We start from the raw sequence: 26,073 nt of genomic DNA, 5'->3' as shown, positions 1-26,073 counted from the left end.
AACAATCTCACCCCTTTTCACCAACAAGTCCTGTTGGCTTAACTAATAAGACGAATAACAGCATCAACATGTTTATTGCAAGCGATAAATCTGGAAGATAATACGCTGTAAAAGCTCCTGCCAAGCCAACAATTAAGGATGCGATTACAGAACCTTGTACACTACCTAATCCACCAATGATTACAACGATAAAAGCTAAAATAGCATACTGCATCCCCATTTCTGCAAAAATAACCCCCGAATAAGGTGCGAGAAGAAAACCACCTAACGCCGCCATTCCAGCTCCTAATAAAAATACGAAAGAAAAGATAGCTTTCACATTAATTCCAAGCGCTTGAACCATCTCTTTATCCATTACTCCAGCACGAATCATAAGCCCAATTTTCGTTTTTCTAAGTAATAATACAAATCCAATGTAAACCAATAAGCCGATTAAAATAACAAATAAGCGATACTTAATTAATATGATGCCGTCAAATGTAAAACTTCCTTGTAACCACTTCGGTAACTTAGCTCCTATCGGATTCGGCCCCCAAAATACTTTTATACATTCACTAAGCACGAGCATACCACCAAGTGTAACCAAAAGCTGACGAACATGATTTCCATAAACAGGGCGGATTAGGAATCTTTCTAATATCCAACCAAGAAACATGCCCATCACAATAGCACCAAATAATGCAAACATATAACTACCTGTTACATTAAACAACCACACCCCAGTAAAAGCGCCCCATGCAAATAGCCCGCCATGAGCAAAATTAAGAACACTCATTAAACCGAAAATAAGTGTTAAGCCAGATGCTAATAAGAAAATAAGTACACCTGTCGAGACACCATTTACAAATAAATTAACAAACACATCCACGTTTTTCACCTCACCCATATCAAGGTTAAGAAATCCCTAAATATTTATGACATGTTTCCTTATCTTCTTTCAGTTCACTCATCGGACCATTATGTACAATTTTCCCATTGTCCATAATGTAAAAATAATCGCCAATTTGACTGGCCATCATAAAGTTTTGTTCGACAAGTAAAACAGTTGTTTTTTCCTTCATTTTTAAAATTGAGACTATCAACTTCTCAATCATGATTGGTGACAAGCCTTTACTAGGCTCATCAATAAGCAGTAGGCCTTCACTGTTAATGTAAGCTCTTGCGATAGCGAGCATTTGTTTTTGACCTCCACTTAACAATCCACTCTTTTTATGCCAAAATTGTTTTAAATCTGGAAAGAGATTCAACATCCAATCCACTTTTTCATCTGTTTCTTCATTTTTTTTCGTTTGAGCAAGTGCAAACGTTTCTTCAACCGTTAAGTCGTAAAATATCCCTTGATTTTCCGGCACATACCCTATACCTTTTCGAGAAATCATATGTGTTGATAGCCCATTTACTTTCTCGTCGCCAAAATAAACCGCTCCGTTAGAAATGGTATGAAACCCCATAATAGAACGCAGCGTTGTCGTTTTCCCTGCTCCATTTCTTCCAAATAAGACTGTAATGGTTCCTTCCTCCACCCCAAAAGAAACACCTTGTAAAATATGAAACTGATCTAAATACGTTTCTATATTATCCACTTTTAATAGTGTCACTATATAATCCTCCTAAATATGCAGTTTGCACACACTCATCCTTCATAATATCTTCTGGTAACCCTTCAGCTAATAACTCCCCCTGAAATAACACAACGAGATGATCAGATAAATGAAGAACCATATCCATTTTGTGCTCAATTAACACAATCGTATTTTCACGATCATCTTTTATATTTTCAATGACTTGGAGAATAGCAGGAACTTCTTCAATAGAAATACCCGCTGTCGGTTCATCCAACAACAACATATCTGTTTTAAGTGCTAAAAGCATTGCAAGTTCCAATTTTCGCTTTTCTCCGTGAGCTAAATCTTTTGCAAGTACTTCTTCCTTTTCATTCAGCAACACAACCTCGAGTAAATGGCGTGCTTCTTCTTGTTGCTGCTTATACTGAGATGGGCGCGGGAAGAAACTATAATAATCTTTCGCATAAGACTGTACACCAAGCCGAACATTTTCAAGAACCGTTAATTCTGGAAAAATGTTTGTAAGCTGAAAAGAACGTCCCATACCAAGACGCGTTCGATCTGGAATCGATAACTTTGTAATGTCACGTTCCTTAAAATAAATCTCTCCTTTGGTCGGAGAAAGTTGACCACTTAACAAATTAAAAAGGGTGGTTTTCCCTGCTCCATTTGGCCCGATAATGGAAATAAACTTTCCTTTTGGTATTATCAAATTTACATCTTTAATAACATGATGTTCTCCAAACGAGACACAAAGATCGCGAGTCTCTAACAATTTCTCCACACTATGTCCTCCTCACAAAGGATTCCTTTTTGAACTCCCCCCACTTAATATCCTTACGGGTTGCTTGAAGTGGGAGATTCCTACGAACACCAAAGTATCCTTTGGTGTTCGTAGTAGGCTAGCCCCGTAGTTCCTACGGTTAGAAGTCTTATGGCTTCGTTTTTAAGATTTTGTCCTACGTTAATATCCCTATCGTGATGTATGCCACAAGAAGGGTAATCCCACTCACGAAGGTTCAGATTTTTAACGTCTTTGTTTTGATAGCCACAACACGAACACAGTTGAGAACTAGCAAATATTTTAGATACAGTAACTACTTCTTTTCCATACCATTTCGCTTTGTATTCCAACATTATTCTGAATTGCGCCCAAGATACTTCACTAATCGCTTTTGCTAACTTGTGATTTTTTAACATGTTCGATACTTGCAAATCTTCAATACCAATGATGTCGTGGTTTTTGACAATTTCAGTAGAGATTTTTTGCAAGTAGTCTGTTCTTGCGTTGGTAATTCGTTCGTGAATACGAGCGACCTTGATACGTTGCTTATTCCAATTCGAAGAACCATTCACACGCTTGGAAAGGATACATTGTACGTTCGCTAATTTTTCTTCAAGCTTACGAAACCATTTTGGATTAGAGAATACTTCTCCTGTACTCAAAATAGCAAAATTTTTTAATCCAACATCAACACCAACAGAAGAACCTGTTTTTTCTAATGGTTGCACTTCTGTTTCAACAAGAATCGAAACAAAGTATTTCCCACTTGGATTGCGTCTAACGGTAGCGTTTAAAATACGCCCTTCTACTTCTCTTGATTTTGCAATACGAACAAAGCCAAGTTTCGGTAATTTTATTTTGTTGCCTACAACCGCAATATTTCCGTTTGTGTATTTTGTTGTATAGGATTGAACCTTATTCTTTTTAGACTTAAAGCGAGGTGCATCATTTTGTTTTTTGAAAAAACGAGTGAATGCATCAGCAAGGCCCTTAAGTGTAGCTTGCAAGGAAATGCTATCTACCTCTTTCAGCCATACGAATTCCTTTTTTAGTTGTGTTAGTTCCGCTGAACAAGAATTATATGTCAATCCTTTACCTGTTTCTTTGTATGTGTCATTCCAACGTGCCAAAAAGCGATTGAATACGAAGCGAGAACAACCAATCGTCTTAGCGATTAAGATTTCTTGTTCTTTGTTTGGGTACATTCGAAATTTATATGCCTTATTTATTATCATTTGATTTTTCACCCCCTTTTTTTGATGTCTAAGTTATTTTGGAAGAGCTGACTTCAATGGAAAAGGTATCTGTTGTACTACTCGTTCCAAAAGGATTATTGGAACGAGTAGACAAATACAAAGAAGAAAAGGGGTTCGGTACTCGTACCCAAACTATTTTTCATTTATTACAAGTAGCACTCGAAAAGTCAGATAGTTAACATGGCTTATGCCACGCCCTATCTGAAGCCAATTCATTTCCCACCTACTCACTAGGCTATGCCCTTCACGTTCCTTGAGGTGGGAGTCTTCTTGACTAAAACGATAAAGTGAAATTTTTATCATTGGGAGTTTTCTTCATTCCCTATTAATCACTAGTCCCCACCTTTCGTTTTTGTTTTTTTCTGAATATCGAGAAAAACACCTTGATGTTCATTGTAATATAAAATAAATATTTCGATTTTTCAGATTATTAATTACGAATTGGTGGTTCTATTTCTGTCATTTTTAACTCCCGCTCTAAAATTGGAACAGGATAATCAACCCCATCTTGTTTTTTCAACGTAATCGAATAAAGCGTTTGTAAAGCTTGATGATCTTTCGCACGGAATTTCATTGTTCCTTTTGGTGTTTCAAATTCCATTCCTTCCATCTTTTTAATGAGTGTATCAGCATCAGTATCACCTTTCGTTTTCTTTAAGGCTTCAACGATTGAAATAGCGGCTGACATCCCACCAGCTGTAAACAAGTCTGGAACAGCACCGTTAAATCGTTTTTTATGTTCTTCTACTAACCAATCATTCACTTTATTTTTTGGAAGCGTATGATAATACACTGAAAATCCTTGCATGCCAACTAACGCATCCATCGTTTTTAACGCTGGAATATCAGGTGCACCCGTTGAAATTTTAATACCTTGCTGCTCCACATTCATATCTTTCAATTGCTTCCATGGTGAATTTGCACCTGCCCAAACAATAAATAAATAATCTGGTTTTGAGCTTATAATATTTTGTATATTTGCCGTAAAATCAGTAGAATTCGCATCAGCATATTGCTCATTTACAATGTTTGCGCCTAACTTCTTTGCTGCATCTTTAAATGCCGCAATCCCTTCTCTTCCGAATGCATTGTCTTGAGCTAGCGTAGCAATCTTCACATCTTTCTTAGCAATTGATGCTGCACCAGCAATTGCATCTTGAGATGAATTTCGTCCCGTTCTAAAAATATATTTATTCCAGTTCTTCCCTGTAATACTATCTGCTACAGCTGGCTCAACAACCATTATTTTTTCATATTCTTCAGCTAATGGTAAAACTGCTAACGTATCACTTGAACTAGATGAACCTACTAAAAAGTCTACTTTCTCTTCTTCTAATAGTTTCGTAGCCTTCTTAACAGCTACATCTGCTTTTGTTTCCGTATCTTCTACAACAAACTTAATCTTTTTCCCTTCCACTTTTCCTGTTCCACCTGTTGCATAATCTAGACCGAGCTCAAATCCATTTACTGTTTGTTTGCCATACGATTCAAGCGGTCCAGTTAATGAAGCAAGAACACCTACCTTAACTGTATCCTCATTACTTGTACTTGCTTTTTTTCCAGAGCACCCAACTGATACGAACAATGAACCAAGTATACAACTTGTGCACACCATTTTTAGCCACTTACGTTTTTTCACTGACATCATGATTCCTCCCCTATCATTTATCTTCTTAGAGAATTGAATACACTGAGGTGAACTATCCGTAATAATGACACTTTTCAATATCAACCGCTACAATGAAATAAATTTTCTTGAAGTACCTCTAATTTCTCTAACTTTCCCCAAATCCCTTCCAGTTTATTTGTAAATATTTACTAATAACATATTCATTTCTTAAATTAAGGCTATGTTAATGTAGTGTAGTGCTATCCTAAGGGGAAGTAAAAAAATCCCTCTTGGTAATAGCACTATTTTTATACCGTAAACAGTTGTTTTTTATCTTTTAAAACACTTACAGGAAATTAGTATTTTTTAAGTCTTAATCTACCTCTGTTTCAATTAATTTGTTGAGTAACAATAAAATTGTTTAATTACAAATAAAATCGTTATATTTACAATAAAAATGTTTAAAAACGCCAGTCATGTTATTCCGTTAAAGGGCCAGATTGTGAAATAACTATTTAGTAAAGGTAGCATCTGCGAATTGTGCCACCATATGTCCAAGAATGAATATAGCCCACAGGTAAACTGGTTCGTATATTCGGCTAAAAAAAAGTTTTCATAAATTAAGTTTTTTTGTCACAATTGAAACCCTCTATCCGTCTTGATTAATGAAAAGAATAGGAGGGATTTAAATGAATAAATTTGATGTCGCCATTATTGGTGGTGGGTTTGCTGGATTAACAGCTGCTCTTTTTCTAGCCAAGGAAGGTAAGAAGGTAGTGGTGCTTGAGAAATCAGATCGATACGGAGGACGGTCGATGACCATTAATAAAAATGGTGTTCTCATGAACCTAGGTGCACATGCCCTTTATAAAGGCGGTGAAGCAATGAAGATATTTGATGAACTCGGGATTGCAATCAAGGGAAATGAACCGTCTACGGGTGCACATGTTATTTGGAAAAATGAGGTTTATCAAGTACCGATGGGTTTACGTTCCTTATTTTCGAAGCAATTTCTTAATGGTTTAGGAAAGGTCCGTCTTGCAAAGCTTATGTTTCATCTCAATAAAATGGATGTGAATTCGGTTTCAAATGAAAGCGTGCAAGCTTGGGCAGAAAGGGAAATCATTGATCCAATGGTACGCCACTTCTTTTATGCATTATGTAGATTAACCACTCTAACATATGCTCCAAGTATACAGCTAGCTCGTCCAGTTGTAAGGCAGATCCAGAGGGGGATGAAAGAAGGTGTTCTCTATGTCGACCATGGTTGGGAATCTATTGTAACCGAATTAAGGTCTAAAGCTGTTAGTTTCGGTGTTAAACTTCTTGAATCTATGAATGTGAATAGTATTGACCACAATGGCCAAGTTGAACGAGTGAGTTGTACGAATGGAGAATCGTTTGATGTAGAAAGTGTGATTATTGCAACACCTCCTAACGAAGCATGTCGTCTTGTACCCCATGTTGAAAAAACCTCGCTGTATCGTTGGAAAGAGGAAGCAATTCCTGTAACCGCATCCTGCTACGATTTAGGATTAAAAACGTTGCCTAATATAAATCATCAATTTGTGCTGGGGCTTGACCAACCAGTCGCCTTTACAAATCAATCTAGGGCAGCGAAGCTGAGTAATAACGGAACATCTGTAGTTAGCTTGGTTAAATATCATGATTTGAATAGAATTTCGATAGATTCTCAAACAGATAAACAACAATTAGAACATACAATGGATTTGCTTCATCCAGGCTGGCAAAAAGAAGTGGTCGAACAGCAATATTTACCTAAAATAACCGTTGTGCATAATTTTCCTCATACCGGTAGAACGGAAAAACCAGGTCCAGCAGTTCCAGAAATAAAGGGCCTTTATATAGCAGGAGATTGGGCAGGAGACGAGGAATTATTGGTCGATGCAGCTGTTGCAAGCGCGAAACGTGCAGCATTACACATATTGAAAAAAGATTGGGTGTTAGTATGAATCAAGAGAAAAAGAAGATGGAATTAGAACAAATTTATCAAGATTACAAGCCACTACTTTTTTCTCTAGCATATCGAATGCTAGGAAGTGTGATGGATGCAGAAGATATTGTTCATGAATCATTCGTTACTTTTGCAAAACTTAAAGATTCCAAGTCCATTACAAGCGTAAAAGCCTATTTGTGTAAAATTACGACCAATTGTTGTATTGATCACTTAAGGTCTGCTGCCCACAAGAGAGAAACTTATGTGGGCACATGGCTTCCTGAACCGATTGTGGAAGATTACCTTGATGATCCGGCTAATTCATATTTTATGAAGGAATCTTTATCCACCGCCTATATAATGTTGTTGCAACAGTTATCTGAAGTTGAAAGAGCGGTGTTTCTTTTACGAGAAGTCTTTCAATACGAATATGATGAGATTGCCTCTATGGTGGATAAAAGCAGCACAAACTGTCGGCAAATATTTCATAGAGCAAAGAAAGGCCTTGTATATGAACCGAATGTTTACCAACAAGATTATCAGCATTTTAGTAACTATGTAGAAAGGTTCACTGCGGCATTGCAAAACGGTGAAATTTCAGAAATGATTCAAATGCTGCAGAAAGACGCAATCTTTTATGCAGATGGTGGCGGGAAAGTTACAACTACACTTAAACCTATTTATACTGCGGATCGAATTACACGCCTATTCTTGAATGTAATTAAGAGGTTACCTGAAGGTGCAATGTTCAAATTTAAAAAGGTTAACGGTGGACCAGGGGTTGTTATTATGATTAACGGTTACCTAGCCTACGTAGTTTCATTTGAGTTTAAAGAAGGGAAAATCAATTCCATTTACATGGTGGCGAATCCTGATAAGCTTAGCCGTTTAAACAAAAATATCTAAGGGGTTATCCAAAACATCAATAAAAAATGATGTTGGGTCAACCTTGTAGTCTACTTACTTCATGATTTCGGGAGACCAAATAGCTACTATCAGATGCAAAGTGTGTTCAAAACCTTATAATGTACCAAATCCAGCAAAATTGGCATTAGCAGTAAGATCCTTATTCAATTAAAGGTTGCTATTGTTTAAGGTCAAAGGTAGAAAATGATCAAACTTTTTTATAAAACCTAAACTTAAATATGCTAGAGAAGAATCCATTTTGATCAATCTTTTTTTCAAAACGGATTCTTCTTATTTACCATAAAATACGGGTTTGTGAGATATTTTTGATTGAGCTTTATTCTAAAGCAACACTTATTTTTAAGGTCCTCGATGCTTCACATCTGCGGATACGCCTCCTGCTATGGGCTATGTCCTCCTCCAAAACCAATTAACCCCTTATATAATCCCTCTGTTTTATACTCTTTCGCGTATAGTATGTAGTCTTTTATTTTTAACTAATTTATTCTGAAAAGACTACGGAAAATATCTCTGTTGATATTTGAATAAACCAAACGATTGTTCTATAACGATAAAAAAGGACGAGAGCAGGTGACATCGAATGGCATTGAAAGAAATTACTAAAGAGATTGAAAAACTTAGCACAGTCGTCTTAAAGGCTGGATTAACCGTTTCAATGACGTAGCTACTAAATACCTCGACCATTATTTGAGTTGGTTTCAATTTTTGGATGTTATCAACCATCGTAATGATAATACTACGGTAAGTAAAATGATTATTGATAATTGCCTACACCTAACAAATGTCACATATAATAGCCTAAGATTATCAGAACAAAAGATGTAAAATTTTACGAAACGAATTTATGCTTAGAAACGTAAATATATAAATAAATAAATGACTGGAGAGGGGGAAACTAAATGTTAAAGTTATTTCTTATTGTTGGTGTCATTGGAATTATCATTTCTGGTATTTTTATTGGAGCTTGGACGGATGGACAACAACAAAGAGCTAATTTTCATTCTGAAACAGAAGACCATAGAAATTTCAGAACAAAAATAGCAATGATTTCTGGTTTGGTTGGATTAATTTCTTTAGGGGTTGCTGGATTAATATACTTTTTACAAACAAAAATGGACCTTTAAAAGAGGTCCTTTATTTCTTACAAAAAATCAACACTATTATTTAACATAGCCTAAATAAAAAAAGGAATGACTAAAAAATAAGTCCTTCCCTCTCTATTACAATATTCATCTGAAAACAACCGTACACAAACCTTACAACTCAACTTGTTCCAAACTCTCTAGTTCCTTCTTCAGTTTCGCTTTATCTAAATTCTCTCCAATAATTACAAGGTTTGTAGGGAAACCAAAATCCTGCTCCAATAAAGATGGCACACCAAATGAGTATTGCAGCAAAGTTGGGTATTTATCACCATGAAATTTCACAAACCCTTTTACACGATAAATTCCCTCAGGTAAATTAGAAAGCCACTCGTACAATTCGCCCTGATCAATTGATTTTTTAAATGGATAGGTCATAGTTTGAATATGTAAATGCTGGTTCACATGTAATTTTTCATGATTTTGATTACTTGCTAGCTTTACATCTTCGAAATCCTCTAAAGATATATTACAATACTGTGTTTCGTATAATTTTGCATGTCTATTTATTAACGCCACTTCCTCAACAACCTGTTTCTTTTCTTCGTCTCTCAGCAAATCTGATTTATTGATAAGAATATGACTTCCATACTTCATCTGTTCGTTTAAAAGTTGTTGCACGCTTTTACTTAATATTTCCCGATTTAACCACCTGATTGCATCTAATACAACAATAATTGACTTCACCTCAATATAAGGAGCTAAAATAGGTGAGAGACAAGCGTCTAATACTTCAATCGGATGCGCAACTCCCGTTGTTTCTATATAAACTACATCAGGTCTCTCCTCCTGATATAAGGAATGTAGCTGAATTTCTAATTCATCTTTCATCGTACAGCAAATACAGCCTTTTAAAAGTTCTCTTAAAATATTTTCTCGTCCTACAATATCTGTATCTACGGAGTATTCACCTATTTCATTCATTAATACTGCCACTTTTCGATTTTTCTTCTTTTCCGCTAATAATAGATTTTGAAGCAGCGTTGATTTCCCGCTCCCTAAAAAACCACCTAAAATATGAATTTCTACTTTGTTCATATTATCAACCATCCATTTCTTTGTTTCTGACTACACTTGCAGCTACTTTTACAACGCCACCACAAAACGTAATTATTACGATTCATATTCATTATTCTAGTGAATTCAATTTTATTTGTAAACAAAACACGATTATTTGGGTAGCAGATTATGCCTATTCGAAGCCTATTACATTTAACGATAAACTTATTTATCATTAAATGTAATAGGCCGCTTTTAATAAAACGACCTTTTTACTAAGATTTATTGAATTCCCCCATTTACTGCACGTCATATCCTTGATCTTCAATAGCTTCTTTCATTTTTTCTACATCTACTTTTGCTTCATCATATTTTACATTTACAGTTCCCTCTTGCAGGTTAACTTCTACATTTTGTACTCCCGCTAACTCTGTAAGTGCATTTGTTACTGCCATTTTGCAATGATTACATGTCATTCCTTGTACGTTTAATGTGATAGTCATATTAAATTCCTCCATACTAATTTATATTTTAACGCGTTTCAAACGAAGTGCGTTCGTCACAACAGATACAGAGCTAAATGCCATCGCCGCTCCAGCTACCCAAGGCTCTAATAATCCAAACGCCGCTACAGGAATGCCGATTGCATTATAGAATAAAGCCCAAAACAAGTTTTGACGAATATTTTTCATCGTCTTACGACTTAACTCAATTGCTTTTGGTATATGTGATAAGTCACCACCAACTAACGTAACATCTGCAGTTTCAATTGCTACATCTGCACCTGTTCCAATTGCCATACCAATATCAGATTTTGCAAGAGCCGGTGCATCATTAATACCATCACCTACCATTGCTACTCTCTTTCCTTGTTTTTGTAAATCCGCTACAATTTTAGCCTTATCCTCTGGTAAAACTTCGGCAAATACATGGTCAATATGAACTTGCTTTGCAATCGCTTCAGCTGTACGTTTATTATCACCTGTTACCATGTATATTTCAATTCCCATTTGCTTGAGTGTTTGAATTGCATCCTTCGAACTTTCCTTTACAGTATCAGCAACAGCGATTATTCCAGCCATTTCCCCATCAATTGCGACAAGCATCGCTGTTTTACCTTGATACTCTAGTTCTTTCATAACCTCTTCATGCTGTGAAATTTCTACAGATTGTTCATTCATCAATTTACGTGTTCCAACAAGAACTTTTTTGTTTTCAATATCCGCTTCAAGCCCCTGGCCTGGAATTGCTGCAAAGTGCTGTAACTCTTTCAAATTTATCTCATGTTGTTTTCCATATTCAACAATCGCATGGGCTAACGGATGTTCAGAAGCACTTTCAGCTGAAATCGCATAATCCAGCATACCTTCTTGAAATTCTAATACATCGGTAACTTCTGGTTTCCCTTTTGTTACGGTTCCTGTTTTATCCAGCAACACTGCATTGATTTTATGCGTCCCTTCTAGATATTCACCTCCTTTAAAGAGAATACCCTTTTCTGCTCCTTTTCCCGTACCAACCATAATCGAAGTTGGTGTAGCCAAACCTAGTGCACACGGACATGCAATGACAAGAATCGCAATTCCTACTTCCAATGCTTTTGGTAAATCTCCTGGTGTTATAAAGAAATACCATACAATAAAGGCAACTAAAGCAATCGCTACAACAATAGGAACAAAAATACCCGAAATGATATCTGCTAATCTCTGAATAGGTGCTTTAGATCCTTGCGCTTCTTCAACAATTTTAATAATGCCCGCTAACGCTGTGTCTTTTCCAACTTTTTCAGCTTGAATGGTCAGCATCCCATTTGCATTAATCGTCGCACCAATAACAGAATCTCCTTCTTTTTTATCCACCGGAATAGATTCTCCAGTAATCATAGATTCATCAACAGAAGATGCCCCTGAAATCACGATACCATCCACCGGTATTTTTTCACCGGGTTTTACAATCATGATATCTCCAATCACAACTTCTTCTAACGGCACTCGCACCTCTTGACCATTACGAACAACAAGCGCATCTTTCGCCTGTAAACTTAACAATTTTGAAATTGCTTCTGTTGTACGCCCTTTTGCCATTGTTTCAAAGTACTTTCCGACCAAAATTAACGTAATTAAAACCGCGCTTGTTTCAAAATATAAATCAGGAGTGTATGCAGGATTTCCTAACGTTTTCAAAGTTTCATATAAACTATAAAAATAAGCTGCTGATGTTCCTAATACAACTAAAACGTCCATATTCGCACTTTTATTTCGAAGAGCCCGATAAGCACCTATATAGAAGTGTCCTCCAATATAAAACTGAACTGGTGTTGCTAATAAAAGTTGAAGCCAAGGATTCATAAGAATATGCGGTATTGGTACTCCTGTATCAAACGGCATATGTCCAAGCATTGTATAGAGTAAAGGTAAGGACAAAATAATAGAAATCATAAGTTGACGCTTTTTCTCCTTAATAACTTCCTCTTTTCTTTCTGAACGATCTACCTCTTCGTTACGGATTTGTCCCTTATATCCTATTTTCTTTATCTTTTCAAGAATGTTTTCTGTAGATACTAACCCTTCGTTATACTCTACAACAGCACTGTTTGTAGCTAAATTAACCGTTGCATTCGAAATACCTTCCATTTTATTTAGCACTTTTTCAATTCGATTCGCACAGGCTGCGCATGTCATCCCTTCGATATCTAAAGTAACTTTTTCTGCTGATACGCCATATCCTAACTTCTCAATTTTCTCTTTTATATTCGAAATTTCTTGCTGAGAAGAATCATATTTGATACTTGCTTTTTCCATTGCTAAGTTTACGTTAGCTTCTACCCCATCCATTTTATTTAACACTTTTTCAATCCGATTGGCACAAGCTGCACATGTCATTCCTGTCACTCCAAGCGTAACATGTTTTTGTTTATCCATCCTATACCCCTCCTATTTTGAAAACTGCTTAATAACGCTCATTAATTCTTGAATCGATTCATCCCCGTTTCCCTCACGAACCGCCTTTGCTACACAATGTTTAGTATGACGCTCCAATAAAGAAAAGCCTACCTTATTTAAAGCTGCGTTAATCGCTGAAATTTGAATTAAAATATCAACACAATATCGGTTATCTTCTACCATCTTTTGAACACCACGTACTTGCCCTTCAATACGCTTTAAACGTTTTATAACACTTTGAATTTCCTCTTCTGTTCGAGGAACCATTTTTTGATTTATTTCATTATCTTTACAATGATCCATCAATATCACCTCGGTTATTGTAATTGTTAATCTTTATATACATTATACGGGTATGGGGTATATATTGCAACTGTTTATATACCTATTTTTTGAAATTTTTTCAAAGAAAATACATACAAGCAAACACGCGCTTGTATGCATTTTTATCGACACAACTATTTTCATTACCTTTCTTAAATTATGCAGATATTTTGCAGATTTATATACGCATAAAAGCTCTGGATTTGTACATATGATGAAGTGAATGAAAGGACAGGGAGGTATCACTATGTCAACTTATACGTTAACTACCCTAACACTTTGTTTTATCTTAGTTATTGTTGCAGCATACATTTCTAAATCTAAAGGTACCCTAATGGAGTATATGGTATTTGTGATGTCTTTTAGCATGAGCATAGGATTAAGCATAGGACTTTATTTTGGTATTATCTTTAAAGGTAACTTGTTATCTTCTACTTTGCTTTCTATTTTGATTAGTGGCATAATTGGGCTTTTAATTGGGCTCCGCTTTCATCTATATTCTGCTTTAGAAGGCATGTTCTCCGGATTGATGGCAGGTATGATGGGGGCTATGATTACGGAAATGTTAAATGCGCAACAAGCACACAGTATACTTCTTATTAGTATTTTGCTTACAATCACTATTACTACGTCATGTATTATTCAATTCTTATCAGAAACTTATTCTTCTTATATTCACCGCCGATTTCTATTTTTACTTTCAGTTAGCATCGGAATTCTTCTAACCGTTTTCATAACGTTCCCAGAACATACTTCACCAAATTCTTCACAATATGAGCAACATATACATAAAAACTAGTACTTACAAACGATTAACGCTCCTGTTTACTTCTCCATAATTTCTTGATAATCATCTATTATACTTAGGGCGTTAACCATATATTAGAAAGGAGAATATACCTTTGCGAAAAATTCTAATCAGCAGTTTAGCTATTACATCCATCTTTACAGTAGCAGCCTGTTCTAATGGACAAGAAACATCACTTAATAAAGAAAAAGTTTCCCAATCCCAACAAACTTCTGGTCAAAAAAATAAAGAAACATCTAATACTGTTCCTCAAGATTTCTATAAAGAAATTTCATCTGGAAAAATCGAACATATTCATGGTATTGGATATCCTGGAAACTTACCAGGAATTTCAATTGCAACTCACAATGGGATAAAAGTTTATCAAAATGGAAAATGGCTAGAAACAATTAATCAAAAACATGATTATATGGGATTCCAAGCTACAAAGAATGGATTCTTTGCGAGTGGTCATCCTGAACAAGCCTCAAATTTAAAAAATCCTTTAGGTTTAACTAAAAGTACTGATGGTGGAAAAACTCTTGAAACGTTAGCGTTTTATGGAGAATCTGATTTTCATAATCTTGCTGTAGGATATAATAACGAAACCGTCTATGTGTATAATGAAAGCCCGAATTCTAAACTAAAAAGTGGATTTTATTTTAGTACAGATAACGGAAGTACATGGAAACAAAGCAAGTTAGATGGGCTCTCAAGTGTAATTAGTTCATTTGCTATACATCCTGATAAATCTAGCGTTGTTTCTATGAGCACAAAAAATGGAATTTATTTATCTACTGACTACGGTAATACCTTTAAATTGTTCTCTAAATCACAAGAAACAACTGCATTAACATTTGGAAATGAGGATATTATTTACTCTTATATCACAGATCAAAAACAACAAGGGCTAACTAAACAATCACTGGCTACTAATCAAAGTACAGACTTACAAACTCCACCTTTAGATTCTAAAGATCAAATTATGTATATTTCACAAAACCCTCAAAATCCATCTGAAATAGTTTTTGCTACGATTAAGGCAAATGTATTTCTTACTACTGATGACGGGAAAACGTGGAAACAGATCACTAAAAATGGCACATTAGTATTTAACTAATCTAAAGTGCTAAAACAAAATGAAATAACACTTTTATTTCTCAAATATAATTTAGAAAGGAAAATAAAACGTGTTTTCAACAATTAGTGAATGGAGTTATCAACTAATGTCCCCCTTTATGGACATCGCAAATTCTACTAGATCAATACCTATTTTATTTGCGTTCTTATTAGGATTAGTAGGTACCCTTGCCCCCTGTCAATTAACAGGAAACATTAGCGCTATGACAATCTATGGAAATCAATCCTTACAACAAGGAATTTCATGGAAACATATATTATTATTTCTTCTAGGAAAAATAGTGGCTTTTACATCACTTGGCTTATTCGTATGGGTATTAGGAAAAGAAGCTCAACAAACATTAACTTTATATTTTCCTTGGTTACGTAAAACTATAGGTCCTTTGCTAATGTTCATTGGGCTCATATTGATAGGTGTTATAAAGATAAAAGGTTCTTTCTCTTTTCCTTCCAAAACTATAAATAAACCAAAAGAACTCGGTTCATTTTTTATGGGATTTTTCTTTTCTCTAGCATTCTGTCCTACTATGTTTGTTCTATTTTTTGGAACACTTATCCCCTTATCTTTATCATCTAAGTACGGGTATTGGTTTCCAACATTTTTCGCGGCAGGAACTGCTATTCCTATTATTGTATTAGTAGTTATTATTTCATATCTTGGACTAGATGGTACATTAATCAAAAAAAGCCGAAAAACTGGAAAAACGATTCAAACCTTAGCGGGTATCCTTATGATTTTGATAGGACTCTATGATTCTTTTCTTTATTTGGGATAATAACATCACAAAATAAGATTCGCTTTTGTACATATTTAACTAAACAATGATTATTTTATAAGATTTAACTATAAAAAGGTAAGCTCATCTTGGTCATACGAAGGGTTTACCTTTTTATATTATTTGCTTATCATTATTTTTTATCAGCACACTATTTTTATAAAAACTTTGTGTACTGTTAACTCTTTATCAAACATCTTTAATTTTCCATTAAACACTCTCTCCTTTTCAAACTAGATATAATAATAGAAAAACATTAAGAGATAATTAAGTAATAATATCCATATTTTATTATACTACAGACATTATTTAATACAGATAATTACATATAAATGATAAAGAAAAAGACTCCATTATATTATATAATCAATAAATTAGAGTCTTCTCTTACATAAGAGTAGTATATCTATAACTTAAAATCCTTTCATTTACACTTTTAAAATGATTATTTATACTTAATAAATAATCATTTGTAAGACACAATGATTGGATCAAAGTCTCTTGTTATTGATACTATATAATTATTGTTGCACAAAACTTTTTATAAAATCTTCATTGGGAGCTGGTGCAGTAATACGATTTACTTCTTCTCCATTTTTTAATACCACAAGCGTAGGTATACTCATTACACTAAATTTTTGTGCTAAATCAATTTCTTTGTCAACGTTAACGTCAAAAAATACTATTTGATCACTTAGTTGTTCTGAAACCTCCTCAACAATTGGAGCTAATTGTCTACACCCAGGACACCAATCTGCCGTAAATTTTAATACAATGGATTCGCTTCTTTCTTTTACTAGTTGTTCAAGTTCATTTAAATTGATTTCTTTCAACATATATAATCCCTCCGTAAAAATAAAAATGTAAGTTTTTCACTCTAATCATTTAATCAACAATTTGACTTTTCAAATTATCTAATCCAAAACGATTAATAAATTTGAAGAAAGGTTCTCTCTTTTTTCCATGTTCAGCATAAATATCAATGATTTTTTCTACCACTTCATAAAGTTTTTCAGGAATTAACTGCTCCATAAATAACGTACCCACTTGTGCATCCATCCCTTTTGCTTTACCACCAAAATATAGATTGTATCCGTTTCTTATTTTCATAATTCCAATATCATTAACAAGGGGTTCACCACATCCAATTGGACATCCAGTGTATGCAGGTCGAACTGTAAAAGGTACCGACTTCCCAGCTATCCTCTTATTTAATTCAATTGCAACTGGCATACCTTCTTCTTCTGCACCTTTACAAAAGTTACAGGTTCTTAAACTTTTTACAAAATTCCCTATCGGGTAACAGGACAAACCAACTTCCTTAAATTTTTCTTCCACTAGTCCTAACTTACTTTTAGGTACTTCGATGTACAGCTGTTGGAAGGTTGTTAATTCTATCTCATCACCATCATTCATATACTCAGCAATTACAGAAAGTTGTTTGGCATTTAATTTTGCACCAAATGATATTCCACCGTTTACGGCTAATTTGACCATTGTTTCTTTTGGTTCCATTCTAGGCTTCACATCCTTTTTTCTATTTCATATTTGTTTACAATCTAATTATACTATACCCTCGTTAGGTATAATATAGGCTGTTGTTTTATATTTTTAAGTTTATAATGATAAAAAACAACTTCAGTCGTTTTTATATCTTCACTTTCTAATGCTAAGTAAAGTTTTTATTTCACTTTGATTCCTTTCAAAACCGATAATTACTTTTGGTTTACTCATAAATCCTAATAAAGATTTCTTTTTAAACACGAAAGCTAGAACAATTCTTTTGCCAGTTACAGCTATCAGTTCTTCTTCTTTAAATGATTGCTTACTGAGATCATATTCTCAGAAAGAAACTCTTTTGCAGCTTTACAGTCTGAACAAGTAGGCCTAGTATAAAGTTCAAGTTGCGTATTTCTCATTACTAATCATCCTCCATTGAGCGATTTTCTAAAACAATTTGTTATAATCAAACCTTTCATATATTTATTAAGGTTACTTTTCTTGTCTTATAAATTAAGTTTCTAGCTCTAAAATAATATGAAAAGCCATGCAGAAAACTTGCGTGGCTTTTCGTTTCTTATTTTACTTCTATAACATATGGGTAGGCATTTACTTGCCCTCCAAACTTGAATTCAGCCCAAAGTTTATATACACCTGGCTTGTTAAATTGAGTTTCAAACACTGTTTTATCATTTGAAATCGGATGAACATGGATAAATTTTTCACCTTTTTCATCTAGGATGACCACATGCCCTAAAGCTCCTAGATATGGTTCTGGTTTATTATTTTTCACATCAAAGTTAAGTTTAATTTCTTTGTTCACTTCAAATTCTCTAGTTGTTAATTCAATTGCTTGATTGTTTATTGTCTTTGTAAAATCTGTATCGACAACTAAGTCATTTACATGCTGTTCCTTATGCGCTTCACCTACATGTAACTGAATAGGCTCTACTACATAATTTAAATCTTTCGGTTTTATATCAACGAATACTTTATAAGAATTGTCGGGCAAATTGAACTTCTGTGAATATACTCCTTTGTTCTTTTCTTCCGGATGTAAATGATGATATTCTTTTAAGTCTGAACTAACTACAATTAAATGCATGAGCTTTTCATGAGAAACTTCCAGTTCAGGAGCATTATTATTTTTGTCTTTTAATTCAATTGTAATTTCTCCATTAGCATATGACACTTTTGGTGTAACCTCGCTTACTTCATTTGCCCCATGATTTGTATGTTCATTATGACTCTTGTCTGCATTCTGATTGTCAACTTTATGATTTATGTGTTCATCTTTTTTTGGATTCACACTGGCATACACACTGTATCCCGCGATAACTACTCCAAGATACACAATACCCGAAATTGCCCAAATCATTATGCTACGTTTCATACGTACTCCCTCCTTCCTATTATTAAGCTTTTAACTTAATTCTCTGTAATCTTAATGCGTTAAGAACAACTGATACAGAACTAAACGCCATCGCTGCACCGGCTAACCATGGAGCTAAGAAACCGGCTGCCGCTATTGGAACACCTATACAGTTATACGCAAGGGCCCAGAAAAGATTTTGTTTAATATTTCTAATCGTCATTTTACTCATATAAATAGCATCTGCAATACTATTTAAATCGCCTCGGATAAGAGTAATATCTGCAGCTTCCATCGCTACATCAGTACCTGTTCCAATCGCCATACCAATATCAGCTGTTGCTAATGCAGGAGCATCGTTAATTCCATCCCCAACCATGGCTACTTTTTTACCGGATTGTTGAAGCTTTTTCACTTCTTCTGCTTTACCTTCTGGTAAAACTTCAGCGATAACATGCTTAATACCAACTTGATCGGCGATAGCCTTCGCTGTTTGGGTATTATCGCCTGTTATCATAACTACATCTAATCCCATCTTTTGTAAACGAGAAATCGCTTCTTTTGATGTATCCTTAACTGTATCTGCTACTGCCACAATACCTGCATATTGATGATCAATGGCAACTAGCATAGCTGTTTTACCCTGCTTTTCTAAATTCTCCATTTTAGATAATTCATTTTGTACATCAATGTTATTTTTCGCCATCAGTCTACGTGTACCAATTAATAACTCTTTACCGTTAACTGTTGATTGTATTCCAAAACCAGGAATTGCTTCAAAAGTATCGGAAGATCCTAACACAATCCCTTTTTCTTTAATACCTTCGACGATTGCTTCGGCAAGTGGGTGTTCTGAGTTTTTCTCAGCGGCACCAACCAGTTGTAGAAACTCAGTTTTATCGATACCTTCTGCTAAAATAACATCTGTTAAAGTTGGTTTACCATTTGTAACCGTACCTGTTTTATCAAGAATAATTGTATCTAATCGATGTGTCGTTTCAAGGTGCTCTCCACCTTTAAATAAAATACCGAATTCTGCCGCACGACCTGATCCAGCCATAATAGAAGTTGGCGTTGCAAGACCAAGTGCACAAGGACAAGCGATAACTAAAACGGCAATAAATTTTTCAAGAGCAACTGCAAATTCTCCTGGACTAACAGCAAAATACCAAACAAGGAAAGTTACTATAGCTATCCCAACGACAATCGGAACAAATATACCTGAGATAACATCAGCTAAACGTTGAATTGGTGCTTTTGAGCCTTGTGCTTCTTCAACGACCTTAATAATTTGAGCTAACGCTGTATCTTTTCCAACTTTTGTTGCTTTTATTTTTAAGAAACCATTTTTGTTAATAGTTGAACCAATGACAGTGTCTCCAACTGCTTTGTCAACCGGAATACTTTCACCAGTTAGCATGGATTCATCAAGTGCTGATCTTCCTTCAACAATTTCACCGTCAACCGGTACTTTTTCACCTGGCTTCACATAAACAATATCGCCTGCCAATACTTCTTCAATTGGAATGACCATCTCTTGGTCATTGCGAACAACCGTTGCATTTTTCGCCTGCAATCCCATCAATTTCTTGATTGCTTCAGATGAACGACCTTTCGCCTTCGCTTCAAACAGTTTACCTAATATAATTAATGTAATAAGAACAGCGCTTGTTTCGTAATATAGATCTACCATATGAGCATTTGAACCAATCGACATGAAACTTAAATAAAGACTATAGAAATAAGCAGCTGAAGTACCTAGCGCAACAAGTACATCCATATTTGCACTCTTATTTCTTAATGCTTTAAAAGCTCCAACGTAAAATTGTTTCCCAACAATAAATTGAACTGGTGTTGCGAGAGCTAATTGTACCCATGGATTCATAAACATATCCGGTAACCAAATAAAACGTGTAAATTCAAAATGACTCACCATTGCCCATAACAGTGGGACTGATAAGATGAGAGAGAAAATAAGCTTTCCTTGTTGCTTTTCAATTTCTTTTTGACGATGGTCTACTTGTTCTCCCATTTTTTCTTGCTTTTGTTCAAGTGCATAGCCAAGCTTTTTGATTGCCTCTTTCATGTCAGGAATAGAAACTTGATTAGAGTTATATTCCACAAGAACTGATTCTAACGCAAAGTTAACGGTTGCTTTTTCAACCCCATCTAACTTGTTTAAACGTTTTTCAATTTTATTTGCACAGGCTGCACATGTCATTCCAGTAATATCAAATTCAACTTTATCGCTTACAATGTTATACCCTAAAGATTGGACTTTTTCTTTAAATTCCTTTATGTCCGTTTTATCCGGATCATATTTGATTTGTGTTTTTTCAAGCGCGAAATTAACATTTGCATCTTCTACGCCCTCAATTTTTTTTAGCCCTTTTTCAATTCTGTTTGCACAAGCTGCGCATGTCATTCCTGATATTTGGAGAGTGGTCTCTTTTTGTCTATTCATTTCATTCACCCCTGTCATATACCCACTAGGGGTATATTTTTCGTGAAAGAAATCGTACCATTATAGTACGATCCCGATTATACATAATAATTTATTATTGAACTTCGTAACCTTGGTCTTCAATTACAGCTAAAATATCTTTCAGAGTAACGACCGAAGAATCAAATTTTACTTCTACACTCCCTTTATCTAAATGAACCTTTACATTTTCAACACCATTTAAAGCTCCAACATTCCCTTCGATAGAGTTTACACAGTGACCACAAGACATACCTTCAACTTGTAATGTTACGTTTTCCATTATAATTCCTCCTTGGAGTAGTTAAGATTTTGATTATAAACCAATATTACTATACCCCCCTATGGTAATCAATAGGCATTTAATAATTTATTTTGTTATTTTAGAAATTGTTTTTAAAAGCTCATTTATTATTTCTGGATCATCTCGCTTCAATCTTTCAATCACACATGTATTTATATGACTTTCTAATAACAAACGTGAAACTGAACTTAATGCAGCTTGTGCTGCAGATATTTGGTGTAAAATATCATCACAATAAGTTTTTTTCATAATCATATTTTTATGCCTTTCACTTGCCCTTCAATCCTATTTATTCTATTAATTAAATTGTTTTGAATTTCTTCTGGATAATTTCCATCCATATTTCTTGTATTACAACATGTTTCCTTAGCGTTCATAAACACCTCTCCTATTTACTTGATTTTTTATTTTGCTCTTTTTTATTGATACTCATAAACATAAATTGACATATTGTACTAACTAGAAACTAATGTCTTTCTAACACGAATTTACTATACCCCCATTAGGTATTTCAACATAAAAAAACAAACCAGTTAATAAACCGGCTTGCTATACTACATTATGATTTTGAGAAACGTTCAAACACTGCCATTAACTCTTCGATTGATTCCTCACCATTCCCATTTTTTATCGCATTGGATACACAGTGACTGGTATGATTTTTTAGTAAACTCATACCGACCTTTTTCATAGCAGCATTAATTGCTGAAATCTGTACTAAAATATCCACACAGTAACGGTCATTTTCAACCATTTTTTGAATTCCTCGAACTTGTCCTTCAATTCGTTTAAGTCTATTAATTATTTGTTCTTGTTCTTTTTGTGATCTATGCATAGACCTTTCTTCATTTTCATCATGATTCATTTTATCACCTTCTTATTACCTATTCTTACCCAGATTTAACAACACCTAACCTAGGTATATCGATTATAGCATCACATGTATACCCAAGGGTATTCTCTATATGCTGAGTAAAATCACTTTATGATTTAATTTGCCTCTTTTTTTTGGTGGAGAAGGAATTATTTCTGAGAATGATCGTGAGAAACAAAAGAAAAGTATTAAATATAATCACTTAGTCACAAACTGTCTCATTTTTTATAACGTTTTCTCAATTTCTAAAATCCTTTATGAATATGAAAAACAAAAAGATGGATTTAATAAAGAATTAATTTGTTATTTAAGTCCCTACATTACAGCACATGTAAATCATTTTGGAAAATATCATATTGATTCCAACCGAAAACCATCTGAACTACCATTTGGATTACCACTTTCTTCAAAAAATGCTGTATTTGCTTAAATAACACCTAATAAAAACCGTAGGAATCAATAATTCCTACGGTTTATTTATTAAGCTCTAATATTTAAAATGTAGTTAAATAAGGTTTACTTATTTTGTACTAGGGGTCACAACATCATCCTGAGAAAATTGTCCGCTAAGGACTACAAAACCTTATCGTGACAGCATTTTTAAAGAATAAATACACGTTCAGAAAGATAAAAATCAAAGATTAATTGAACATTGATTAGTCTTAAAAAAATAGAAACCTGCTTTACCTAAAATTGACTTTACATAAGTTTAGCTTGATAGGTATGGGGCGATACCCATTTATCGTTTTATTGTTTCCTTTTGACAATTCCTCAATTTTTTTCTTGAAGAGAAGCGAAATTGTCTTTAGAGTGTTTTTTGTGTTTTGAGCTGCAACAACCTCTCTGTTGACCTTTATGCCCTCCGTGCATTCCTTTCATACAAAAGAACATCATAAGTGGACATAATAAAAGCAATAGAACGTTTAACCATTGCATTATAATACCCTCCTAAGGAATAGTGTGTATGCCATGTTTGTTTTTTTACAGGAATCTCTTCCTGTGATTTAAGTATAAGAAATAAATTTCAAGATCTTATGCAGATTAGGTAGAGTCACAAAAAATTCAATTTGTAAAATAAGGAACAGGTGAAAAGGAGATAATCAAAAAGCCCCTAATATACGAAGTTTGTTTTCCTTTATGCAAATTAAAGAAACGTACATCTAAGAAAACTTAATTTTTCATCTAAATAATAACGTTGATAGACAAAACCCCAACGATTCTTTCGTTAGGGTTTTGCCACTATACTTACTTTAACTTTTGTTTAATACGATCATATTCTTCAATGCTAATTTCGCCTTTTGCCAATCTTTTGTCTAAAACTTCTACTGCGCTATATCCGACACTCTTTTGATGCCAACTCTTGATAAGGCTATTGATTCCTACAAACAGAAGAACTAAAATCAGAATCCAGAATAGAGCCATACCGCCCATCATCATCCATCCACCTCCAGAAAAACAGTTGAAACTTCCATCCATCATGTTCCCATTCATCATAGTAACCAACCTCCCTTTCTTTACATAAGAATAATATAAAATTTTGCATTTTTTTTGCATTTCTTTTGTATTTATTTTGTATTTCTTCAAATTTCACAAGGTTCTATGGTAACTATATAACTAGTTCAGAAAAGGTAGCGACAAAACCAAAGTCACTTCGATCACTTTGATTTTGTTGCTACCTTTTACATAGATCGAATATGTTCTCAGCTATTAGACGTAAGAAAAAGGCTCATTTCCATACGATAGCTGAAGAAAAATATTTTCTAAAATTAAGACAGTACACAAGTAAGAAATAAAAATATTTTTTCATACAGCAAATTAATAAAGCAGCTATCTCTATGAAGTGACCCCAAAAAGTTAGACTGGTTATTTCATTAGGCAGCTTTTAGGGCATGAGCTCGGTATTGTACCGGGCTCATGCCTTTTAATTTTGCCTTAATTCGCTTGTGGTTGTAATAATCGATATATTTTTTAAGTTCTTGTTTAAAGTGTTCTATGTTCTCAAAATCGTTTAGGTAAAGAAATTCAGATTTCATGATACCAAAGAAATTTTCAATGACTGCATTATCGTAACAGTTACCTTTACGAGACATACTTTGAGTGATCCTACGTTCTTTTAGGGCATGACGATACTTCTGCATCTGATAATGCCACCCTTGATCAGAATGAAGAAGGAGTTCATCTTCTTCTGTTAATCTTTCAAAGGACTTCTCCAGCATCTTCGATACAAGCGAATAGGTTGGTCTTGAACCGATTGTATAGGCAATAATCTCTCCGTTAAATAAATCTAACATCGGGGATACATACAGCTTCTCACCAAATAATTTAAATTCTGTTATGTCCGTGACCCATTTCTCGTTCGGCTTTTCAGCTGTAAAGTTGCGTTCTAAAATATTTGGCGCAACTTTACCTATTTTCCCTTTATAAGAACGGTATTTCTTCATACGAACTAGACTTTTTAAACCTAATTCTTTCATGATTCGCTGAACTTTTTTATGATTGACTTTGTGTCCTTGATTCGTTAATTCATCGCGAATACGACGGTATCCATAGTGACCTTCGTGCTCGTCATAAATCGTTTGAATTAAGATTTTTAATTCCTCATCTTTATCCGGGCGATCGAAGTTTTTTACCCAGTAGTAGTATGTGCTACGTGGGATTTCTGCTAATTTCAGAAGTGCTTTCACCGGGAATTCGTTCCTTAGTTCATAGATTACTTGCGATTTATCTTGTTTGGTAATTTTTCCTTGTTTTGAACTAAGGCATTCAACTTTTTTAAATAAGCATTCTTCATACGTAAACGCTCTATCTCAGCTTGTAATGCCTCAACTGATCCTTCAGCTGGTGTTTGATTTTGGGTTGATTTTTGATTTTTTTTAGTCATGGATGGACGCCCCTTTTTCTTTGATTCAAGGGCGTCTATTCCTTGTGTACGTAGTTGAATACGCCATTTTCTAATAATTCCAGGTGAAGAAATATTAAAAATAACGGCTGCTTCATTTGGAGACGTCCCATTTTCATTCATATAATTGAGTACGTCCAGTTTATCCTGCATGGAATAAGATGTATAGCTTTTTCTAAATGCATCTATGCCATGATATTCAAATTGCTTAACCCACATTCGAACGACTTCATAATTTGCCCCGAATGATTCCGCAATATCTTGTATACTTTCAGTTCCACTTTGATAACGGACTACAGCATTTATTTTCTGTTCTGAAGTAAATTTAGTCATAAAAAAACTGCACCTCCAATTGTTAGACTGTGTCTAACAATTGGGGTGCAGTTCACTAAGATAACTGCTTTACGTTATTTTATAACAAGTTATATGAACTC

The 26,073-nt window shown here is 34.5% G+C and carries 29 protein-coding genes and 1 pseudogene; 9 read left to right on the top strand and 21 right to left on the bottom strand.

Features of this window, described 5'->3' with window-relative positions; all coding sequences use genetic code 11:
• Positions 1 to 7 precede the first annotated feature (7 nt).
• The 4 genes from LRP84_RS14400 to tnpB form a co-directional block, all read right to left on the bottom strand.
• A complete protein-coding gene (locus LRP84_RS14400; protein ID WP_230575715.1) occupies positions 8 to 868 on the bottom strand; it encodes a branched-chain amino acid ABC transporter permease in 861 nt (286 codons plus the stop codon).
• A 25-nt stretch (positions 869 to 893) separates the two neighbouring features.
• Positions 894 to 1,598, bottom strand: a complete 705-nt coding sequence (locus tag LRP84_RS14395; RefSeq protein WP_230575714.1) for a branched-chain amino acid ABC transporter ATP-binding protein — start codon at positions 1,596 to 1,598, stop codon at positions 894 to 896.
• Positions 1,576 to 2,349, bottom strand: coding sequence for an ABC transporter ATP-binding protein (locus tag LRP84_RS14390; protein ID WP_230575713.1), 774 nt, complete (start codon positions 2,347 to 2,349; stop codon positions 1,576 to 1,578). Before LRP84_RS14390 ends, LRP84_RS14395 begins: the two co-directional genes overlap by 23 nt.
• Positions 2,350 to 2,429: 80 nt before the next feature.
• The gene (gene tnpB / locus LRP84_RS14385; RefSeq protein ID WP_230575712.1) at positions 2,430 to 3,584 is read right to left on the bottom strand and encodes an IS200/IS605 family element RNA-guided endonuclease TnpB; all 1,155 of its coding nucleotides are present in this window, start codon (positions 3,582 to 3,584) and stop codon (positions 2,430 to 2,432) included.
• Between the two features lie 56 nt (positions 3,585 to 3,640).
• On the opposite strand from tnpB, the gene LRP84_RS14380 reads away from it, so the two are divergent.
• Positions 3,641 to 3,784 carry a hypothetical protein gene (locus tag LRP84_RS14380; RefSeq protein ID WP_230575711.1) on the top strand — a complete coding sequence of 48 codons (144 nt, stop codon included), beginning with the start codon at positions 3,641 to 3,643 and terminating at the stop codon, positions 3,782 to 3,784.
• Positions 3,785 to 4,035: 251 nt separating this feature from the next.
• Here LRP84_RS14380 and LRP84_RS14375 read toward each other — a convergent pair whose 3' ends face one another.
• Positions 4,036 to 5,250 (bottom strand): substrate-binding domain-containing protein, encoded by a 1,215-nt coding sequence (locus tag LRP84_RS14375; RefSeq protein ID WP_230575710.1) that lies wholly within the window; start codon positions 5,248 to 5,250, stop codon positions 4,036 to 4,038.
• 653 nt (positions 5,251 to 5,903) lie between these two features.
• Between LRP84_RS14375 and LRP84_RS14370 the strand changes: the two genes are divergently transcribed.
• The 4 genes and pseudogenes from LRP84_RS14370 to LRP84_RS14355 all read left to right on the top strand — a co-directional run bounded on the left by LRP84_RS14370 (position 5,904) and on the right by LRP84_RS14355 (position 9,222).
• Positions 5,904 to 7,187: a phytoene desaturase family protein gene (locus LRP84_RS14370; protein ID WP_230575709.1), complete on the top strand. Its 1,284-nt coding sequence runs from the start codon at positions 5,904 to 5,906 to the stop codon at positions 7,185 to 7,187.
• A gap of 17 nt (positions 7,188 to 7,204) precedes the next feature.
• A complete protein-coding gene (locus LRP84_RS14365) occupies positions 7,205 to 8,077 on the top strand; it encodes an RNA polymerase sigma-70 factor (protein ID WP_230575708.1) in 873 nt (290 codons plus the stop codon).
• A gap of 642 nt (positions 8,078 to 8,719) precedes the next feature.
• A pseudogene (locus LRP84_RS14360) lies at positions 8,720 to 8,923 on the top strand (IS1595 family transposase); the annotation flags it as partial.
• Between the two features lie 74 nt (positions 8,924 to 8,997).
• Positions 8,998 to 9,222 carry a DUF5316 family protein gene (locus LRP84_RS14355; RefSeq protein ID WP_230575707.1) on the top strand — a complete coding sequence of 75 codons (225 nt, stop codon included), beginning with the start codon at positions 8,998 to 9,000 and terminating at the stop codon, positions 9,220 to 9,222.
• A gap of 132 nt (positions 9,223 to 9,354) precedes the next feature.
• On the opposite strand, the gene LRP84_RS14350 is transcribed toward LRP84_RS14355, so the two are convergent.
• The 4 genes from LRP84_RS14350 to LRP84_RS14335 all read right to left on the bottom strand — a co-directional run bounded on the left by LRP84_RS14350 (position 9,355) and on the right by LRP84_RS14335 (position 13,484).
• On the bottom strand, positions 9,355 to 10,278 hold the full coding sequence (locus LRP84_RS14350; protein ID WP_230575706.1) for a CobW family GTP-binding protein: 924 nt from the start codon (positions 10,276 to 10,278) through the stop codon (positions 9,355 to 9,357).
• A 260-nt stretch (positions 10,279 to 10,538) separates the two neighbouring features.
• A complete protein-coding gene (gene copZ, locus LRP84_RS14345; protein ID WP_098309950.1) occupies positions 10,539 to 10,742 on the bottom strand; it encodes a copper chaperone CopZ in 204 nt (67 codons plus the stop codon).
• A gap of 21 nt (positions 10,743 to 10,763) precedes the next feature.
• Positions 10,764 to 13,160 carry a heavy metal translocating P-type ATPase gene (locus tag LRP84_RS14340; RefSeq protein ID WP_230575705.1) on the bottom strand — a complete coding sequence of 799 codons (2,397 nt, stop codon included), beginning with the start codon at positions 13,158 to 13,160 and terminating at the stop codon, positions 10,764 to 10,766.
• Positions 13,161 to 13,172: 12 nt separating this feature from the next.
• Positions 13,173 to 13,484: a metal-sensing transcriptional repressor gene (locus tag LRP84_RS14335; RefSeq protein WP_230575704.1), complete on the bottom strand. Its 312-nt coding sequence runs from the start codon at positions 13,482 to 13,484 to the stop codon at positions 13,173 to 13,175.
• Positions 13,485 to 13,752: 268 nt separating this feature from the next.
• Between LRP84_RS14335 and LRP84_RS14330 the strand changes: the two genes are divergently transcribed.
• From LRP84_RS14330 to LRP84_RS14320, 3 genes are all read left to right on the top strand, one after another.
• Positions 13,753 to 14,304 (top strand): hypothetical protein, encoded by a 552-nt coding sequence (locus tag LRP84_RS14330; RefSeq protein WP_230575703.1) that lies wholly within the window; start codon positions 13,753 to 13,755, stop codon positions 14,302 to 14,304.
• A gap of 103 nt (positions 14,305 to 14,407) precedes the next feature.
• Positions 14,408 to 15,412: a F510_1955 family glycosylhydrolase gene (locus LRP84_RS14325; protein WP_230575702.1), complete on the top strand. Its 1,005-nt coding sequence runs from the start codon at positions 14,408 to 14,410 to the stop codon at positions 15,410 to 15,412.
• Positions 15,413 to 15,482: 70 nt separating this feature from the next.
• Entirely contained in the window at positions 15,483 to 16,208 is a 726-nt protein-coding gene (locus tag LRP84_RS14320; RefSeq protein ID WP_230575701.1) for an urease accessory protein UreH domain-containing protein, read from the top strand.
• Positions 16,209 to 16,729: 521 nt separating this feature from the next.
• Here LRP84_RS14320 and LRP84_RS14315 read toward each other — a convergent pair.
• From LRP84_RS14315 to LRP84_RS14280, 9 genes are all read right to left on the bottom strand, one after another.
• Positions 16,730 to 17,044: a thioredoxin family protein gene (locus LRP84_RS14315; protein ID WP_230575700.1), complete on the bottom strand. Its 315-nt coding sequence runs from the start codon at positions 17,042 to 17,044 to the stop codon at positions 16,730 to 16,732.
• A 49-nt stretch (positions 17,045 to 17,093) separates the two neighbouring features.
• Positions 17,094 to 17,723: an NAD(P)/FAD-dependent oxidoreductase gene (locus LRP84_RS14310; RefSeq protein WP_230575699.1), complete on the bottom strand. Its 630-nt coding sequence runs from the start codon at positions 17,721 to 17,723 to the stop codon at positions 17,094 to 17,096.
• A gap of 284 nt (positions 17,724 to 18,007) precedes the next feature.
• Complete coding sequence (locus tag LRP84_RS14305) at positions 18,008 to 18,127, bottom strand: glutaredoxin domain-containing protein (protein WP_230575698.1); 120 nt, start codon at positions 18,125 to 18,127, stop codon at positions 18,008 to 18,010.
• Between the two features lie 158 nt (positions 18,128 to 18,285).
• Complete coding sequence (locus LRP84_RS14300) at positions 18,286 to 19,101, bottom strand: DUF8832 domain-containing protein (protein ID WP_230575697.1); 816 nt, start codon at positions 19,099 to 19,101, stop codon at positions 18,286 to 18,288.
• A gap of 22 nt (positions 19,102 to 19,123) precedes the next feature.
• Positions 19,124 to 21,544: a heavy metal translocating P-type ATPase gene (locus LRP84_RS14295; RefSeq protein WP_230575696.1), complete on the bottom strand. Its 2,421-nt coding sequence runs from the start codon at positions 21,542 to 21,544 to the stop codon at positions 19,124 to 19,126.
• A gap of 94 nt (positions 21,545 to 21,638) precedes the next feature.
• Positions 21,639 to 21,845 (bottom strand): copper chaperone CopZ, encoded by a 207-nt coding sequence (copZ, locus tag LRP84_RS14290; protein WP_042978776.1) that lies wholly within the window; start codon positions 21,843 to 21,845, stop codon positions 21,639 to 21,641.
• Positions 21,846 to 21,932: 87 nt separating this feature from the next.
• A complete protein-coding gene (locus LRP84_RS14285; RefSeq protein WP_230575695.1) occupies positions 21,933 to 22,121 on the bottom strand; it encodes a metal-sensing transcriptional repressor in 189 nt (62 codons plus the stop codon).
• Positions 22,118 to 22,243 (bottom strand): metal-sensitive transcriptional regulator, encoded by a 126-nt coding sequence (locus LRP84_RS22460; RefSeq protein ID WP_302850597.1) that lies wholly within the window; start codon positions 22,241 to 22,243, stop codon positions 22,118 to 22,120. Before LRP84_RS22460 ends, LRP84_RS14285 begins: the two co-directional genes overlap by 4 nt.
• 182 nt (positions 22,244 to 22,425) lie before the next feature.
• On the bottom strand, positions 22,426 to 22,731 hold the full coding sequence (locus tag LRP84_RS14280) for a metal-sensing transcriptional repressor (RefSeq protein WP_230575694.1): 306 nt from the start codon (positions 22,729 to 22,731) through the stop codon (positions 22,426 to 22,428).
• 130 nt (positions 22,732 to 22,861) lie between these two features.
• Here LRP84_RS14280 and LRP84_RS14275 point away from each other — a divergent pair, with 130 nt between their 5' ends.
• Positions 22,862 to 23,170: a Tn3 family transposase gene (locus LRP84_RS14275; RefSeq protein ID WP_230575693.1), complete on the top strand. Its 309-nt coding sequence runs from the start codon at positions 22,862 to 22,864 to the stop codon at positions 23,168 to 23,170.
• A gap of 341 nt (positions 23,171 to 23,511) precedes the next feature.
• Here LRP84_RS14275 and LRP84_RS14270 read toward each other — a convergent pair whose 3' ends face one another.
• The 3 genes from LRP84_RS14270 to LRP84_RS14260 form a co-directional block, all read right to left on the bottom strand.
• Positions 23,512 to 23,676 carry a DUF2933 domain-containing protein gene (locus LRP84_RS14270; protein WP_230575692.1) on the bottom strand — a complete coding sequence of 55 codons (165 nt, stop codon included), beginning with the start codon at positions 23,674 to 23,676 and terminating at the stop codon, positions 23,512 to 23,514.
• A 309-nt stretch (positions 23,677 to 23,985) separates the two neighbouring features.
• Positions 23,986 to 24,234, bottom strand: a complete 249-nt coding sequence (locus tag LRP84_RS14265; protein ID WP_230575691.1) for an SHOCT domain-containing protein — start codon at positions 24,232 to 24,234, stop codon at positions 23,986 to 23,988.
• A gap of 377 nt (positions 24,235 to 24,611) precedes the next feature.
• Positions 24,612 to 25,972 (bottom strand): IS3 family transposase gene (locus LRP84_RS14260; protein WP_230575690.1). Its coding sequence is split into 2 segments (ribosomal slippage): positions 24,612 to 25,516 and positions 25,516 to 25,972, totalling 1,362 coding nucleotides; the frame shifts between segments, so codons are not numbered across the junction.
• Positions 25,973 to 26,073 lie beyond the last annotated feature (101 nt).

It is taken from the genome of Bacillus rhizoplanae (genome assembly GCF_917563915.1).
Taxonomy (GTDB): Bacteria; Bacillota; Bacilli; order Bacillales; family Bacillaceae_G; genus Bacillus_A; species Bacillus_A rhizoplanae.
The sequence above is the reverse complement of the archived record's forward strand: the minus strand, read 5'-3'. Positions and strand labels throughout refer to the sequence as shown.

Excerpts from the sequence above, each read along its gene's own strand:
- LRP84_RS14300 (WP_230575697.1), bottom strand. The coding sequence starts at position 19,101 with ATGAAACGTAGCATAATGATTTGGGCAATTTCGGGTATTGTGTATCTT.
- LRP84_RS14330 (WP_230575703.1), top strand. The coding sequence starts at position 13,753 with ATGTCAACTTATACGTTAACTACCCTAACACTTTGTTTTATCTTAGTT.
- LRP84_RS14335 (WP_230575704.1), bottom strand. The coding sequence starts at position 13,484 with ATGGATCATTGTAAAGATAATGAAATAAATCAAAAAATGGTTCCTCGA.
- LRP84_RS14370 (WP_230575709.1), top strand. The coding sequence starts at position 5,904 with ATGAATAAATTTGATGTCGCCATTATTGGTGGTGGGTTTGCTGGATTA.
- LRP84_RS22460 (WP_302850597.1), bottom strand. The coding sequence starts at position 22,243 with ATGAACGCTAAGGAAACATGTTGTAATACAAGAAATATGGATGGAAAT.
- LRP84_RS14280 (WP_230575694.1), bottom strand. The coding sequence starts at position 22,731 with ATGAATCATGATGAAAATGAAGAAAGGTCTATGCATAGATCACAAAAA.
- LRP84_RS14285 (WP_230575695.1), bottom strand. The coding sequence starts at position 22,121 with ATGATTATGAAAAAAACTTATTGTGATGATATTTTACACCAAATATCT.
- LRP84_RS14265 (WP_230575691.1), bottom strand. The coding sequence starts at position 24,234 with ATGATGAATGGGAACATGATGGATGGAAGTTTCAACTGTTTTTCTGGA.
- copZ (WP_098309950.1), bottom strand. The coding sequence starts at position 10,742 with ATGACTATCACATTAAACGTACAAGGAATGACATGTAATCATTGCAAA.
- LRP84_RS14380 (WP_230575711.1), top strand. The coding sequence starts at position 3,641 with ATGGAAAAGGTATCTGTTGTACTACTCGTTCCAAAAGGATTATTGGAA.
- LRP84_RS14305 (WP_230575698.1), bottom strand. The coding sequence starts at position 18,127 with ATGAGAAATACGCAACTTGAACTTTATACTAGGCCTACTTGTTCAGAC.
- LRP84_RS14340 (WP_230575705.1), bottom strand. The coding sequence starts at position 13,160 with ATGGATAAACAAAAACATGTTACGCTTGGAGTGACAGGAATGACATGT.
- LRP84_RS14295 (WP_230575696.1), bottom strand. The coding sequence starts at position 21,544 with ATGAATAGACAAAAAGAGACCACTCTCCAAATATCAGGAATGACATGC.
- LRP84_RS14365 (WP_230575708.1), top strand. The coding sequence starts at position 7,205 with ATGGAATTAGAACAAATTTATCAAGATTACAAGCCACTACTTTTTTCT.
- LRP84_RS14310 (WP_230575699.1), bottom strand. The coding sequence starts at position 17,723 with ATGGAACCAAAAGAAACAATGGTCAAATTAGCCGTAAACGGTGGAATA.
- LRP84_RS14375 (WP_230575710.1), bottom strand. The coding sequence starts at position 5,250 with ATGTCAGTGAAAAAACGTAAGTGGCTAAAAATGGTGTGCACAAGTTGT.
- tnpB (WP_230575712.1), bottom strand. The coding sequence starts at position 3,584 with ATGATAATAAATAAGGCATATAAATTTCGAATGTACCCAAACAAAGAA.
- LRP84_RS14270 (WP_230575692.1), bottom strand. The coding sequence starts at position 23,676 with ATGCAATGGTTAAACGTTCTATTGCTTTTATTATGTCCACTTATGATG.
- LRP84_RS14315 (WP_230575700.1), bottom strand. The coding sequence starts at position 17,044 with ATGTTGAAAGAAATCAATTTAAATGAACTTGAACAACTAGTAAAAGAA.
- copZ (WP_042978776.1), bottom strand. The coding sequence starts at position 21,845 with ATGGAAAACGTAACATTACAAGTTGAAGGTATGTCTTGTGGTCACTGT.
- LRP84_RS14355 (WP_230575707.1), top strand. The coding sequence starts at position 8,998 with ATGTTAAAGTTATTTCTTATTGTTGGTGTCATTGGAATTATCATTTCT.
- LRP84_RS14350 (WP_230575706.1), bottom strand. The coding sequence starts at position 10,278 with ATGAACAAAGTAGAAATTCATATTTTAGGTGGTTTTTTAGGGAGCGGG.